9 protein-coding genes are annotated in these 14,991 nt (G+C 51.4%); 7 read left to right on the top strand and 2 right to left on the bottom strand.

What is annotated here, in order from left to right; genetic code table 11:
* Positions 1-92 precede the first annotated feature (92 nt).
* The 3 genes from uvrC (at position 93) to H6F76_RS28745 (ending at position 5,684) form a co-directional block, all read left to right on the top strand.
* Complete coding sequence (uvrC, locus tag H6F76_RS28750; RefSeq protein ID WP_190513520.1) at positions 93-2,072, top strand: excinuclease ABC subunit UvrC; 1,980 nt, start codon at positions 93-95, stop codon at positions 2,070-2,072.
* 420 nt (positions 2,073-2,492) lie between these two features.
* Complete coding sequence (locus H6F76_RS29940) at positions 2,493-3,533, top strand: glycosyltransferase family A protein (RefSeq protein ID WP_199322586.1); 1,041 nt, start codon at positions 2,493-2,495, stop codon at positions 3,531-3,533.
* Between the two features lie 3 nt (positions 3,534-3,536).
* Entirely contained in the window at positions 3,537-5,684 is a 2,148-nt protein-coding gene (locus tag H6F76_RS28745) for an NAD-dependent epimerase/dehydratase family protein (protein WP_199305412.1), read from the top strand.
* Between the two features lie 15 nt (positions 5,685-5,699).
* Here H6F76_RS28745 and H6F76_RS28740 read toward each other — a convergent pair whose 3' ends face one another.
* Complete coding sequence (locus H6F76_RS28740; RefSeq protein WP_190513518.1) at positions 5,700-7,289, bottom strand: glycoside hydrolase family 57 protein; 1,590 nt, start codon at positions 7,287-7,289, stop codon at positions 5,700-5,702.
* Positions 7,290-7,608: 319 nt separating this feature from the next.
* Between H6F76_RS28740 and H6F76_RS28735 the strand changes: the two genes are divergently transcribed.
* Both H6F76_RS28735 and egtD read left to right on the top strand, forming a co-directional pair.
* On the top strand, positions 7,609-8,871 hold the full coding sequence (locus H6F76_RS28735) for a type IV pilin-like G/H family protein (protein ID WP_190513516.1): 1,263 nt from the start codon (positions 7,609-7,611) through the stop codon (positions 8,869-8,871).
* A gap of 613 nt (positions 8,872-9,484) precedes the next feature.
* The gene (egtD, locus tag H6F76_RS28730; protein ID WP_199322608.1) at positions 9,485-10,480 is read left to right on the top strand and encodes an L-histidine N(alpha)-methyltransferase; all 996 of its coding nucleotides are present in this window, start codon (positions 9,485-9,487) and stop codon (positions 10,478-10,480) included.
* Positions 10,481-10,704: 224 nt separating this feature from the next.
* On the opposite strand, the gene fetB is transcribed toward egtD, so the two are convergent.
* The gene (fetB, locus tag H6F76_RS28725) at positions 10,705-11,469 is read right to left on the bottom strand and encodes an iron export ABC transporter permease subunit FetB (RefSeq protein ID WP_190513514.1); all 765 of its coding nucleotides are present in this window, start codon (positions 11,467-11,469) and stop codon (positions 10,705-10,707) included.
* A 257-nt stretch (positions 11,470-11,726) separates the two neighbouring features.
* Between fetB and H6F76_RS28720 the strand changes: the two genes are divergently transcribed.
* Both H6F76_RS28720 and H6F76_RS28715 read left to right on the top strand, forming a co-directional pair.
* Positions 11,727-12,887: an aminotransferase class I/II-fold pyridoxal phosphate-dependent enzyme gene (locus H6F76_RS28720; RefSeq protein WP_190513511.1), complete on the top strand. Its 1,161-nt coding sequence runs from the start codon at positions 11,727-11,729 to the stop codon at positions 12,885-12,887.
* Between the two features lie 356 nt (positions 12,888-13,243).
* Positions 13,244-14,986, top strand: coding sequence for an AarF/UbiB family protein (locus tag H6F76_RS28715; RefSeq protein ID WP_190513510.1), 1,743 nt, complete (start codon positions 13,244-13,246; stop codon positions 14,984-14,986).
* Positions 14,987-14,991 lie beyond the last annotated feature (5 nt).

Raw genomic sequence — 14,991 nt, 5'->3', positions numbered from 1 at the left:
GTGTTTAATTGGATACACTGCAATCTTAGCAATTACGGAGACGATCGACCTTAGTTGCGTTTGAAGTCTCGATAGATTCGTTTAAAATTGAGATGAAGTCCTACAGCAAAGTCCTACCTGTGACACCTGCAAAAGTTCTGACACTGGTTAAAGATCCAGAGCGCTTGGAAAGCCGCCTCAAAGAGATTCCAGCGGAGTCGGGCGTTTACTATATGCGGGATGTAAATGATCAGATTCTCTACATCGGAAAATCAAAAAAGCTGCGATCGCGCGTCCGCTCTTATTTTCGCGATAGCCAGGGGCTGAGTCCTCGGATTGCGTTGATGGTCAAGCAAGTTGCGGAAATTGAGTTTATTGTTACGGATACTGAAGCTGAAGCATTGGCGCTAGAAGCTAATCTAGTCAAGCAGCACCAGCCTCATTTCAATGTGCTGCTGAAAGACGATAAAAAGTATCCTTATCTCTGCATCACATGGTCAGAACCGTATCCCCGCATTTTCATCACGCGCAGGCGGCGGCTCGGTAAGGAAAAAGACCGCTACTACGGTCCCTACGTCGATACTGGGCTGCTGCGCCAAACGCTGCATCTGGTCAAGCGGATCTTTCCCTTGCGGCAACGCCCCCAGCCGTTGTTTAAGGATCGTCCTTGCCTGAACTACGATATTGGTCGCTGCCCCGGTGTGTGTCAGGCATTGGTGACGCCCGAGGAATACCACAAGATTGTGCAAAAGGTCGCGATGATCTTCCAGGGACGATCACGCGAACTGTCTGACGTTCTGACAGCTCAAATGGAAAAGGCAGCGGAGTCGCTCAACTTTGAGCAAGCGGCAAAAATTCGCGACCAGATTGCTGGGCTGAAGCTGTTGGGCGCTGACCAGAAGGTTTCGATGGCAGACGATACCATTTCGCGGGATGCGATCGCCCTTGCGGCTGATGACCAATACGCCTGTGTGCAGCTTTTTCAAATTCGTGCAGGGCGACTGGTTGGGCGTTTGGGCTTTGTTGCCGATGCCCAATCTGGTTCCCCAGGAGCTATCCTTCAGCGCGTCCTTGAAGAACATTACCAAACAGTGGATGCGGTTGAAATCCCTGCTGAGATTATCGTGCAGCATGAATTGCCTGAAGGGGACATGCTGGGAGAGTTTCTCAGTCAGACCAAAGGACGCAAGGTGGCGATCGTTACTCCGCAACGTCAGGTCAAAGCTGAGATGATCGAGATGGTGGAGCGTAATGCTGGCTATGAGCTAGCACGGACGCAACGGTTTGCCGATCGCAATGCTCAGGCAATGCTTGACCTTGCTACTATCCTGGATCTACCCGAACTACCGCGCCGTATCGAAGGCTATGACATTTCTCATATTCAGGGTTCTGATGCCGTTGCGTCGCAGGTTGTCTTTATAGATGGGCTACCTGCCAAACAGCACTATCGCCATTACAAAATCAAAACGCCTACCGTCATCTCTGGACACTCCGACGACTTTGCCAGCATGGCAGAGGTGATCGGTCGACGCTTTCGTAAGTATGCTGCGCTCAAAGAGAAGGGCGAGTTGGTGAAAGCCGAACAAGATTCTATCCTGAGTCGCCATGTGTCAGCAACGGCTGATTTTCCTGATCTGGTGATGATCGATGGCGGTAAGGGCCAGCTTTCGGCTGTTGTGACGGTTTTGCGAGAGCTAAACTTGCTGGACGATGTTAAAGTCGTCAGCCTTGCCAAACAGCGAGAAGAAATTTTTCTACCAGGAGAATCGTTCCCGCTGAAAACGGAGGCAGAGCAACCAGGAGTGCAAGTATTGCGTCGGTTACGCGATGAGGCTCACCGTTTTGCAGTGAGCTTCCACCGTCAGCAGCGTAGTGAGCGCATGAGACGATCGCGTCTTGACGACATCCCTGGGCTGGGGCACCATCGCCAAAAGCAACTGCTGGCTACGTTTCGGTCGATCGACTACGTGCGAGAGGCAACACCTACTCAAATTGCCACCGTTCCGGGTATTGGTCCTCGTCTGGCGCAGCAGATCTACGACTATTTCCACCCGACACAAGACATGGCAGAACCAGAGGCAGTTACGAATTAGTGGTTAGCGGTTAGTGGTCAGCAGTCAGCGATCAGCAGTTGGCGATCGCAATTTATCCTTCGGGAAGCAGACTATAGCTCTACATACCATGCTTTTCTCTCACGCTACTAAGCTGACGGCTGACGGCTCATAGCTGAAATCAGTCCTTAACCATTGCTTCACAATTCAGTATGTACTGATAATTTTGTGTTCTTGAGCCGTTTCTGGCTTTAACCCCGCCGGGTTCTGTGTTGTACTGGAAGGCAGCAAGCAGCTTCAGGCTAGCTTGTAAACCTGGGGTGAACAGAGCGATCGTTTTGGGCACTCTACCCTTAATCTTCCTCTGCGAAGTTGAGGGGCATAGTCTGAAATACTGACTGGGCAGAGTTAGGCAACGATGGAGCCTCGTAATGGCAAATGGTGGTGTTGGCAGGAGGGTGTGTGACTAGCTCACAAACGGTTGGAGTCGTGGTCATTGGGCGGAACGAAGGCGATCGCCTGGTTCGTAGTTTGGATTCGGTCGTGGATGGCTTGCGTCCCGTTGTGTATGTGGACTCTGGCTCGACGGATGGAAGCTGTGAGGCAGCCCGCGATCGCGGCGTAACGGTCGTCAATCTCGATTTGTCCCTTCCTTTTACAGCCGCCCGTGCTCGTAATGCTGGCTTTGAGCGGCTACGTGAGCAATCTCCTCAAGTTGAGTACGTCCAATTTATTGATGGTGACTGCGAAGTTGCAGCTGGTTGGCTTGAAGCAGCGGCGATCGCTTTAGATCAGCATCCTACTGTTGTTGCCGTTTGTGGCTGGCGACGCGAACGCTATCCTGATCGCAGCCCATATAACCGGATTTGTGATGTTGAGTGGCGGATGGGTCAGGTTGGCGAAACCACTCATTTTGGTGGCGACGTGATGCTTCGTGCCAGCGCCTTCGCAGCCGTCGGTGGCTACAACAGTGGTGTGATTGCGGCTGAGGACGATGAACTGAGTGTCCGCTTGCGGCAAGCAAATAGCTCTATTCTGCGGATCGACCACAATAGTACTCTGCACGATGCCAATATCCATCGGCTGTCCCAGTGGTGGCAACGGGCAAAGCGCTGTGGGTATGCCTATGCTCAGGTTTCTAGCCTGCATGGTGCGCCGCCAGAACGCAAGTTTGTGAAGGAGATCCGGCGAACCTGGCTGTGGGGTGTACTGGTGCCATTGGGCGCGATCGCCCTCACGCCCTTTACTGCTGGACTTTCCCTCCTGGTTTTGGGACGCTATCCGCTGACGGCATTGCGAACGATTCTAGGCACACGTAAACGTGGTTTTTCCTGGGGCGAGAGCATTCCTTGGGGGTTGTCCTGTGGCGCGTCCGTGTTTCCAGAAGCCTTTGGGGTGGTCAAGTTTACGGGCGATCGCCTGCTCCATAGACAGCACGAAATTATTGAATATAAGGGTGCTCAAACACCCATTGCCGATACCATTCAAATCACAGGGAGATAGCCTATGTCAGCCAGTAACGGACAAAGCAAACCGATCGCCGTCGCGCTTCTTGGGGCAGGCTACATTTCTGACTACCACTTCGCGGCACTGCGCCAATTACCCAACGTTGAAGTGCGTGCCATCTGTGACCTGAACAAGCGACTAGCAGAGCAATTTGCCCAGTCAAAAGGTATTCCAACTGTCTACTCTGATCTCGGCAAGATGCTGTCTGAAGAGCGTCTGGATGCGGTTCACATTCTCACGCCGCCTCATGTCCACTTTGCTACAGGCTGCCAGGTAGTCGAAGCAGGGGTCGATGCCTTCATCGAAAAGCCGTTGTGCCATCGAGTCAGCGACTGTCAGGAACTCCGCCGCCGGGCTGAAACGACCGGGCGATCGATCGGCGTCAGTCATAATTTTCTCTACTTCCCAGCTTACGAAAGGCTGGTGGCGGATCTGCGCAGTGGGCGGCTCGGTCGCGTCGATCAGATTGATATTGTCTGGAACAAAGAGCTAGGCCAGTTATCGGGTGGACCCTACGGTGCGTGGATGCTCCAGACACCGAAGAATATTTTGTTTGAAGTCGCACCGCACTCCTTTACGCATCTGGTTCACCTCATTGGGCAACCAGATTCGCTGTCGGTGGATGTGAACGATCGCATTGATCTTCCCCGTGGGCTAGAGTTCTACCGCCGTTGGGAAGTACGCGGCTGGAAGGGCAACACTAGCATTCGACTGCGGTTTTCGTTCATCGACGGCTATCCAGAGCATTACATCCATATACGTGGCACTAATGCAGTTGCTCATGTGGATTTTGAAAACAACACTTACACCTGCCAGGAACACACGCCGTATCTGCTCGATGTCGATCGCTTCGCCACGGTTGCTACGGTTGCTCGTGATTCTATGGCACAGGCGACTGGCACCTTAGCGAACTTTGTTCTCTCCAAAGCGGGACTATCGAAGGTTTCTGCTCCCTTCTCTTACAGCATTGCGCGAACGGTTGAAAGTTTCTATGCTACCCGCAGTGCCAAGCTTGATGAGCGTATCGACCCGTCTCTAGGAGAAGGCGCGATCGCTCTAGCAGAGTGGATTGCCCGCGAAACCCATTTGCCAGAGCCTCAAACAGAACCTTTTGCGCTGAATCAGCCTGCTCCAACAGAGCTGCCAAAGTCTAATGTGCTAGTTATTGGTGGCACTGGTTTTATCGGTCAGGCATTGGTGCAACGCTTACGGCAAGATGGGCACGGGGTTCGCATTCTCGCCCGTGATCCCAACAACTGCTCACCCGCGCTGCGTAGTCTAGGTGTCGAACTAGCGAAAGGCGATTTTGCCGACGCAAACGCGGTTAGTGCAGCGCTTGAGGGCATTGAGTATGTCTACCATCTGGCGCGCGGTAACGGCAAAACCTGGGATGACTACCTCAAAACCGATGTGGAACCAACCCGTAAAGTTGCGGAGCTGTGTCTGGAGCATGGCGTAAAGCGGTTGTTTTATGCATCGTCGATCGCTATTTACTATGCAGGCAACGGTGCTGGGACGATTACTGAAGAAACAAAACCTCACGAAGGGATGCTGCGGGTTGCGCCTTATCCACGCTCGAAGGTCGAAAATGAACGAATCTTACTTCAGCTTCAGCGCGAAAAGGGTTTGCCTGTCGTCATTTTCCGCCCCGGTGTGGTTCTTGGTCGCGGCGGGAACCCCTATCACTGGGGCATTGCCGCCTGGCCTTACAACTCCGTATGCCGCTTGTGGGGTGATGGCAACAGCAAACTGCCGATCGTCCTGGTTGATGATGTTGCCGATGCGATGGCGCGCGCGATCGCGGTTCCTGGTATTGAAGGCGAGTCCTATAACCTCACTAGCGAACCCCAGATTTCTGCTAACGACTACCTGGATGAATTTGAGCAACGTGCTGGGTTAAAGCTACGACGCATTCCCACCGCTAGCTGGCGCAACTATTCGGAAGCGTTGGTGAAATGGGCAGTGAAGAGCCTGGGACGCGATCCCAATGCCGCGTTCCCCAGCTATGCGGACTGGGAAGGTCGCAGTTTTGCTGCGGTCTTCGACTCTTCCAAAGCGGAGCGCCAGCTTGGCTGGTCGCCTGTCAAAGACCGCACAACCCTCATTAAAGAAGGCGTTCATGCTCCGGCTGATGAGTTCTTTGCCTAGTAACTCGTCTGTGTCCTAAAGGGGGCGGTAGACGCGATAGTTGATGTTGGGGAAGATATTGTCGATCGCCTCTACCTTCTCCAACCAACCCGCATCCACTTTGCCCTGCTTAATTTCCTCGTAGAGCTTGTGAAAGCGCATCAGGTGCGATCGTGTCCGGCGCACTGCATACGGCACCATCGTGCCAGTACGCATGATAAATGCCCAGTCAGACGATTGCGCCAATAACAATTCGCGTGCAGCCTGATTGAGCGATCGCCAGCCCAGTTCATCTTCTGGCTCATTTTTTGCCAGTTCAATCATCCGTTCTGTTGCTTTATGGAGGTGGGGATAAATCCAGGCGTTGGTTTCATTCAGCCAGTACTCGTGAAACCCCTTGTAGCCCCAGCTTGATTGGGAAGGATTTGACACCTGTTGGGTTTGATTCCCTTGCAAGTAATCTGCTAGATGCGTCATCTCAAAGGTGCCCTGGTCAAACCACGCCTTGCGGAACAGATAGTCGATAAACCAGGGACCTTCGTACCACCAATGCCCAAATAATTCCGCATCGTACGGCGAGACGATGATGGGCTTGCGCTGCATCATGCCGTAAAGATGTTCGACTTGGCGCTCCCGATTATAAGCAAAGTTGCCAGCGTTCTCTGCTGCTTTTTCGCGTGCCCAGTAGGGATCGTAGAGTTGCTTGTCGCCCAGTCCTAAACCTTTGCCAGTGATCTTGTGATACTTAATGCCCACATTCTTGCGCTGCCCGTTGGGCATTACGTAAGGCTTAATGTATTCGTACTCGGCATCCCAGCCCAAATCGCGGTAGAACTCGCGATATTCGCTAGCACCGGGGTAGCCCACTTCTGATGACCAAACCTGCTGTGACGATTCGTGATCACGCCCAAAAGCAGCTACGCCGGTAGGGGTGAAGATGGGCGCATAGGTGCCAAAACGGGGACGAGGACGGGCATAGAGAATGCCATGCCCATCAGTGAGAAAGTAGCGCAAGCCAGCATCCGCTAGCATCCGCTCAACCCCTTCATAGTAAGCACATTCGGGTAGCCAGATGCCCTTCGGAGCGCGTCCAAACGTCTCCTCGTAGTGTTCACAAGCAACTTTAATCTGCGCCCACACAGCTTGCGGGTACATCTTCATTAAGGGGAAGTAGCCGTGAGTTGCGCCGCAGGTGATGATTTCGAGATTATTGGACTCGGCAAACTGGTTGAAGGCTTTAATGAGGTTGCGATCGTACTTCTCCCAGACCTGCCGCACTTGGTTAAACTCTTTGGCATAATACTCTGCCAAATACTTGAGGTGCCCATTGTGCGCGTTGCGATCGATTTCCATCTCTGCCAGTTCTTCAAGCTGGGCTAGATGCTCGTCATAGCGTTGTTGCAGCAGTGGATCGAGCAACATCGACACCAACGGCGGTGTCATGCTCATGGTGATTTTGAAATCAACGCCGTCTCGCTTTAACCCCTCAAAAACCTGTAGGAGCGGGATATAGGTTTCTGTAATGGCTTCATAGAGCCACTCTTCTTCCAGCACATAGTCGCTTTCGGGATGGCGAACAAAAGGTAGGTGGGCATGGAGAACGAGGGCAAGATATCCAATACTCATAAGAACGTCGAGTTAGAGGGTGATCGGGTGTTGCGAGTCAGCTTGCCAAGCATTGTAGAGCGAAATGGCAACTGAAAGATGGGTTCGTTATCTCTTTGAGGCGTGGGGCATGAGGGGTAAGGAACATTTTATAGGGACGCTACGTGTAACGTTCCTACTGTAGTCTTTAGACGGTGATAAGGTTTGCCCAAAGAACTGTCCTGAAACACTGTGACAGTCTTGCTGGGGGCTTAGTTGACTTTGTGCCCGATCGACAGTTTGCGAGTATCCTGATGCTAAATGATTTGTCGAGTCAAGTTTTTTCCCTCAGTGCTCTGCCATGACTCAGCCGCATCTTCTTGAACTTGCGAAACAGGGTGATCCACAGGCGATCGCGACACTCATTAATGCCACGCTAGAGCCGCAGGGCGTAACAGCAGAGACTTTTGTTGAGGTGGATTGTCTCCATGTGTTTCTCAATGCTGCTCGTCCGTTAAATGCCCAAACACTGGTAGCGTTTGTGCAACGAGGCATTCTCCGCTTGGAAGTTGCGTCTATTCAACAGGTGCAGGTGTATGGGAAGCGCCTTGGCGAGGAGCAGCCTCACTGGGTTGAAACGTTTACAGTGCCTCGATCGTCAGTAGCTGAAACCTCAGAGATACCCTTTAGCGCTCCAGAGTCTAGTCCTAGTGCCCCAGATTCTAACGTCCCAGATTCTAGCACCCCAGATTTTAACGTCTCAGATTTTGATAGCTCGGATTCTAGCGCCTCAGACTCTAGTGTTACGACGGACTCTTTTAGCGATCACTCAACTCAATTTGATACGTGGAAGCAGCGCTGGATAAAGGCTAAAGCAAACATTCAAGCTCTACGTTCTCAAAATTCACAGTCTCAAGACTCATCTTCACAAGATTCACCACAGCCTCAAGCGCCTTCGCCTCGTGTTTTAGCGACGTGGAATGACGCACTCCAGCAGATTAGTGCGCGGTTGCCCTGGCGCGATCGCTCTTTCCCAGAGGCACCCAACGACTCGGCAACTAGCGATCGTTCGGTTAACTATCTTAAGGTGTCAGCAATCGTGACAGTGGTGTCTTTTGTTGCGGGTGGAGCGGTTGCGCTTATTGCCCATTCCTATGCCTGGGGCGGTGCGGAACGAAAGGCGGGTGAAAAAATCTCCACAATTTCCTCTAGCAACCAGGTGTCCCCTCAGGTCAAGGCAGAGCGTACGCGCGACCAGCAGCAGACAGCGGCTAGAAACTACCTGGACACAATGAATAAAGCGCAGCAGGCATTCTATCGCCAGAACACTCGCTTTGCCGTCACATTAGAGGAACTGGAGCGGTTTGCAGCTGTTCCGATCGCCGTTTACAGCGACTACACCTACAAGCTCACAGTACCCAACAACAATCAAGCTCAACTTACTGCAATTCCAAAAGCTGAAGGCTTAAAGAGCTACACGGCAGCCGTTGCAATCGCGAAGCCAACCAACAAGTTTGTTACAGCAATTTGTGCATCTCAACAAGCTGCAAAGGTGCCGCCGTTAGTCTTTCAGTCAACCAATGGGGCAGTTCAATGTCCGGCTGACCCTGCTAAAGCATCTTGATCGTACCAAGACATCATGATTTGAGATTGCTCTAAAGTGTCCTTTAAAGAAGTTTTGCGCCTACATCTTCTTACCAGTTTTTAAGCATAGTTTCAGCACGATCGCGACTCCCGCAAGAGGCTAAAGACAGAGGTTCGCGCTTATGCTCTTCTCTCGACCGGTATATTCTTCGTTAATGTTTGCTGATCCTTTCACCTAAAGGCAGACGCGAATGCTCTAGAGAAAGCTTTAATCTCCATAAGAAGACATATCCTGTTAGCCTGAGCTTGAGCTTCTTGCTGTCTTAAGGTTTCCCCCTTGCTTAAGACAGCAGAGGTTTTGTCAGTCTTTAAGGCTAGTACCTCCATAGCTAACGGGCTTAAGACTGTACGGGCTTAAACTCTTGGAAGTGAAGGGAGACTGGGATTTTTCGCTTTGCACTTCGTCCTGATCTGTATGACTGCTCGATTAAGGCGTTAAGCATCACCTTTTGCAGCGTCTTGAAAGATGTGAGTGATCGCTCGTCTGGAGACAGCCTCAGTCGTCAGCGATTGCCTCAGTAACTTGGGGAACGAGAAATACACCGTCGCCATTACGCAAGGAGATCCGTTTAGTGACCACTGTGCAATCATCATTGTCTCGCCTGCGCTGGATTACGCTCAATTCATCAGAAGCACTGATCCGCGAGGGAGAAGATGTCATTCAAGGGCTAGAGCAAACGCCAAAGACGCTCCCTTGCCGCTATTTTTATGACGATCGCGGCTCGCAATTCTTTGAACAAATCTGCGATTTGCCAGAGTACTATCCCACTCGTACTGAGCAGTCAATTTTAGAAACCTATGCCTCTGAAATTGCTCAATTAACAGGGGCTTGCGAATTGGTTGAGCTAGGCAGTGGCAGCTCTCGCAAAACTCGGTTGCTGCTAGAGGCATACAGTCAGTTCAGCGATCCATTGCAGTATTGCCCGATCGACGTCAGCGCTGGCATTCTTAAAACCACCGCGCTGGAGCTACTACATCAATACCCCAAACTCAAACTGTGCGGGTTAGCTGGAACCTATGAGCAGGCGTTAGACCAACTGCCTCCGGCTGAATTGGAAAACCGGATGCTGATCTTTTTAGGCAGCACGATCGGTAATCTCAGTGAAGCAGAGTATCAACAATTTCTCGATCGTGTCCGTAAGGCGCTTCAGCCTGGAGAATTTTTTCTGTTGGGCGTTGATTTGCAAAAAGATCCAGCGATTCTTGAAGCCGCTTATAACGACGCTCAGGGCATTACGGCAGCGTTTAATCTCAATAGCTTGAGTCACTTAAACTGGCGGTTTCAAGGCAATTTCAACCTTGAGCAGTTTGACCATTGGGCGTTTTACAACACGACTGAGCATCAAATTGAGATGCATCTCCGCAGTTTGGTCACGCAAACGATCGCACTAGAAGCCTTAGCATTTCAGACGACGCTCCAGGCTGGTGAAACCATTCGCACCGAAATCTCACGCAAGTTCCACCTGCCAGCCCTGGTCAAAACACTGGAGACATACGCGTTTCAACCATTACAAGTCTGGACTGATCCAAACAACTGGTTTGGGTTGTTACTCTGTCAGCGTCAGTGCATCAGCGATGAGTGTCCCTAACGCTAGCAAGAATGCTAACAGTAGCAAGAGGATGGTTGCAATATTGTTAAAAGCCTCGTTCCTGTATCAAAGCGATCGCCCCGTTCGCCTTAGAGAAGCGGTAGTCGTGGGCGATCGCTACTCTTAGCCCTTGAGTCCCTCTGCTCTGCTCCTTGTTGAAACATGCCTCTTACAGCACTAAAAAGACATTCCACCCAGGGTGCAAAGAGTGTCTTTAAGAGGCATTACCAGAGGACTAACTGCGCTGCCTGATTGAAAAACTGCCGACAAATACCCCAACTTACAAGCAGTGTCGTAGTGAGAGTAGCAAACGCCAGCATGAACATGACTAGCATTTGGTAAGTAGCTGCCAAGAGAGGATCGGCTCCGGCTAAAATCTGCCCCGTCATAATGCCTGGTAGGGTAACAATACCGACGACCATCATGGTGTTGATGGTTGGAATGAGTCCCGCTTTGATGGCATCTTTGCGGTATTGCGCGATCGCCTGCTGAGGTGTAGCGCCCAAACTTAGGTGAGTTTCAATCTCTAGCTGGCTGTTGTTTAGGGTGCTGACTAGACGTTCTCCCACGATCGCGGCACCATTCATCGCATTGCCCAGCACAATGCCTGCTAAGGGAATGACGTACTGTGGTTCATACCAGACTTGCGGTCGGATCACCAGTAGGCTCGTATACGCTAGGGTCAAAACCGTGCTAATTAGAATGGAGCCACCGACCAGGGGCAGCAGGTGCGGCACTTTTTTGCTAATTCGATTACGAGCGACGATCGTGGCGATCGCTAGCATCACTCCCAGCACCATTAGCACTGCCCAGGGATTGCGAAGGGCGAATACTGCTGCCAGCACGTAGCCTACGACCAACAATTGCATAACTGTACGTCCGGTGGCGACGGCTAAATTCCACTCCAATCCCAGCCGTTGCCAGGCTGAGAGGGCAATGGCGATCGCCATCATGCCCAATGCCCAAACAATTTGTAACGGTGAATCCATAATAGAGTTGTTGGTTGTAACGCCCTGGGGACAGATTAGAACGTTATGGATGCTAAAAGAAAGCAAGCAGCAGCCGACCAGCAGTCAACAACTTCAACTCATCACTTAAAAAGCTTCTCCTACTCCTACTGCTCTTTCCTCTCTGGCTGAAACAATCGGTGCTTTAATCCAGTCCAGTGAACTAAAGGCAGCAATTTGATTCCATTTGTGGACAAAATTTGATTCTATTAACAGAGTGTGATGTGTGGTGTAAGTGAGTGAGTAAAATTCCCCCGTTCGATCTATCTGAGCAGTACAAAATTATTGGCGATGAGGTAAATGCAGCAGTGCTAGCTGTGCTTGCGTCAGGTCATTACATTGGCGGCGCTGCGGTTGAAACGTTTGAGCAACAGTTTGCTCACTATATCGGCACTTCAGAAAGTATTGCCTGCAACTCTGGCACCGATGCACTGTATCTGGCATTGCGAGCGTTAGATATCAAACCGGGCGACGAGGTAATTACAACCCCGTTTACGTTTATCGCAACAGCAGAAGTTGTAAGTGCGATCGGTGCCACACCTGTTTTTGTTGATATCGAAGCGCATACCTTTAACCTGGATCTTGATCGGGTCGAAGCGGCGATTACAGAACGGACGCGGGCAATTCTGCCAGTTCACTTGTTTGGGCAACCAGTGGATATGACCCGGCTGATGGCGATCGCTCAAGCTCACAAGCTTGCTGTTATTGAAGATTGCGCTCAGGCTGTGGGTGCGGAATGGGCAGGGCAAAAGGTTGGCGGCATTGGGCACATTGGCTGCTTTAGCTTCTATCCCACCAAAAATCTGGGCGCGTGTGGCGATGGCGGTGCGGTGACAACGAATGATCCGACGATCGCTGCTACTATCCGTATGCTGCGTGACCACGGTAGACGAGCGGGTGGCTATTATCACGAGGCGATCGGCGTTAACTCGCGGCTAGATGCTCTGCAAGCCGCTATTCTGCAAGTCAAACTTCGCTACCTAGACATCTGGAATGACCAGCGTCGCGCTGTTGCTGATCGCTACCAACAGATGCTCCAGCACGTTCCAGGTCTCGTTCTACCGCAAGAACCAGCGGGTGGCAAAGGCGTTTGGAACCAGTACACGCTTCGCTTGCTCAATACTGCGCCACACCAGACACCATCAAACGACGGTAACCACAGAGATCAGGTACGCCAGCAGCTACAGGCAGAAGGGGTGAGTTCTATGGTGTACTACCCTCTACCGCTGCATCTCCAGCCCATTTATAAGGATCAAATGCAAGCGCCCAAATCGCACCCGATCGCCGAGCAGATCGCTAACGAAGTGCTGTCATTGCCGATGTTTCCTGAAATGCTACCCGAACAGCAAGAGCGAGTAGCGTATGCCTTGAAAGATTGCCTGAGCGATCGTGCCGCTTGACGGATGGGAACCCTAGACGGGTAAGACCAAAGCGACGAAATCCGTCGTGCATCAACCTTGACCCGTCTGGTGATGGTGCTTGCTAAGCCTGACCTGGAAGTGGTTCGGGATCAACCCCTGCCTTAGCTTACGGTGCGGTTATACACCTGTTGCTAGTGGGTCAAGCAGTATACGAAAATGTTTGTAGTTTCGTATACTATAGTGAAGTAAGGCAAAGAGTAAGCAAAGATTAAGAGCTGAACTCTGAAAGTGTTTAGCGCCATTTTTGCACGCGATTGATTTTACTGGGGGCGATGCTAGCAAGCTGCGGCGCTGCCCTCACCCTTTGAGAGCACGTTAGAGAGGTAAGAGCAAGCGTGGGTCAGCATCCCCTTAGTCAATTGAGACGTTACGATGCAGGCGCGATCGCGCAATATTATCGCTATCGCCCCTGGAGAGCACTTTCTCGTACGCTTCACGTTATTTTTTCGTTTCTTGGCTTTTTTCTGGGTTTAAAGTGGGACGAGTGGCAAGGTAACCAAGAGCGTCACAAGCTCAAGCGAGCCGAGCAGTTACGTAAGACACTGATCAAGCTGGGACCAACATTTATCAAGGTGGGTCAAGCGCTTTCTACGCGACCTGACTTGATCCGTAAGGACTTTTTGGATGAACTGATCAAGCTACAGGATCAGTTGCCACCCTTCCCCACGCCGATCGCCCTAGCGCGGATTGAAGCCGAACTCGATCGCCCTGTTAACGAAATCTTTAGCCAAATCTCGCCCCTGCCAGTAGCGGCGGCCAGTTTGGGACAGGTCTATCATGCCCGTCTCTACACTGGTGAGGAAGTTGCTGTCAAAGTGCAGCGTCCCAATCTTCTGCCAGTGATTACGTTAGACCTTTACTTAATGCGGCGTGCAGCTAGTTTCTTAGCTCCCTGGTTACCGCTTAACCTGGGGCACGACCTAGCGCTAGTGGTAGATGAGTTTGGCATCAAGCTCTTTGAAGAAATTGATTACTTAAATGAGGGACGCAACGCTGAAGCCTTTGCCACGAACTTCCGCGATGATCCAACGGTTAAAGTGCCTGCGATTTACTGGCGCTACAGCAGCCAGCACATACTGGTTTTAGAGTGGATTCATGGCTTTAAGCTAACCGATACTGAGAGCATCCGCGAAGCAGGTTTGGCAACTGATGCACTGATTGAGATTGGGGTTACCTCTGGTCTGCGTCAGCTTTTAGAGTTTGGTTTCTTTCATGCTGATCCGCATCCCGGTAATCTCTTCGCAATGGCACCGCACTGCAACGTGGACGGCAGCAAAACGACGGAGCAGCCGATTGCTCAGATGGCATACATCGACTTCGGTATGATGGATCAGCTTGACGAGACGGCTAAGGAAACGATCGTAGATGCTGTCGTGCATCTCATCAACAAAGATTATGTTGATCTGGCAAGGGATTTTGTGAAGCTAGGCTTCCTGACTCCTGATACCGACATTCAGCCGATTGTTCCAGCACTTGAAGCAGTGTTAGGCAACGTGCTGGGCGAAAGCGTGAAGGACTTTAACTTCAAAACCATTACCGATCGCTTCTCAGAGTTGATGTATGAATATCCATTCCGCTTACCAGCTAAGTTTGCACTGATTATTCGTTCGCTGGTGACGCAGGAAGGTCTTGCGCTGACCCTCAACCCTAACTTCAAAATTGTCGATGTTGCTTACCCATACGTGGCGCAGCGCTTGTTGAAGGGAGAGTCGCCAGCACTACGACGCCGACTGCTTGAAGTGCTGTTTAAAGATGGGAAGTTCCAGTGGGAGCGGCTGGAAAACTTGATTGCGATCGCCCGTAGTGATCAGTCGTTTGATCTATTGCCGACGGCGCAACTTGGCATCCAGTTCTTATTGTCCGATGAAGGCAAGTTTCTGCGGCGGCAATTGGTTATTGCACTTACTGAAGACGATCGCCTCCATACAGAAGAAGTCCAACGCCTCTGGAACTTGATTAAGGACGACCTCCAACCTGGGCGTTTATTTAATGCTGCGATTGGCGCATTGGCAGAGCTATCGACTGCCAGCACCGCTACTTTGCTGCCATCTGTCTTATCTTCAGTTCGCAAGCCCTAGAGCAA

This window comes from Leptolyngbya sp. FACHB-321 (assembly GCF_014695975.1).
In the GTDB taxonomy this organism is placed as follows: Bacteria; Cyanobacteriota; Cyanobacteriia; order Leptolyngbyales; family Leptolyngbyaceae; genus Stenomitos.
This window is presented reverse-complemented; position numbering and strand designations above follow the sequence as displayed.

Bases quoted from the DNA above. Each gene is read 5' to 3' on its own strand.
- uvrC (WP_190513520.1), top strand. From the start codon at position 93: ATGAAGTCCTACAGCAAAGTCCTACCTGTGACACCTGCAAAAGTTCTG.
- H6F76_RS28745 (WP_199305412.1), top strand. From the start codon at position 3,537: ATGTCAGCCAGTAACGGACAAAGCAAACCGATCGCCGTCGCGCTTCTT.
- H6F76_RS28740 (WP_190513518.1), bottom strand. From the start codon at position 7,289: ATGAGTATTGGATATCTTGCCCTCGTTCTCCATGCCCACCTACCTTTT.
- H6F76_RS28735 (WP_190513516.1), top strand. From the start codon at position 7,609: ATGACTCAGCCGCATCTTCTTGAACTTGCGAAACAGGGTGATCCACAG.
- fetB (WP_190513514.1), bottom strand. From the start codon at position 11,469: ATGGATTCACCGTTACAAATTGTTTGGGCATTGGGCATGATGGCGATC.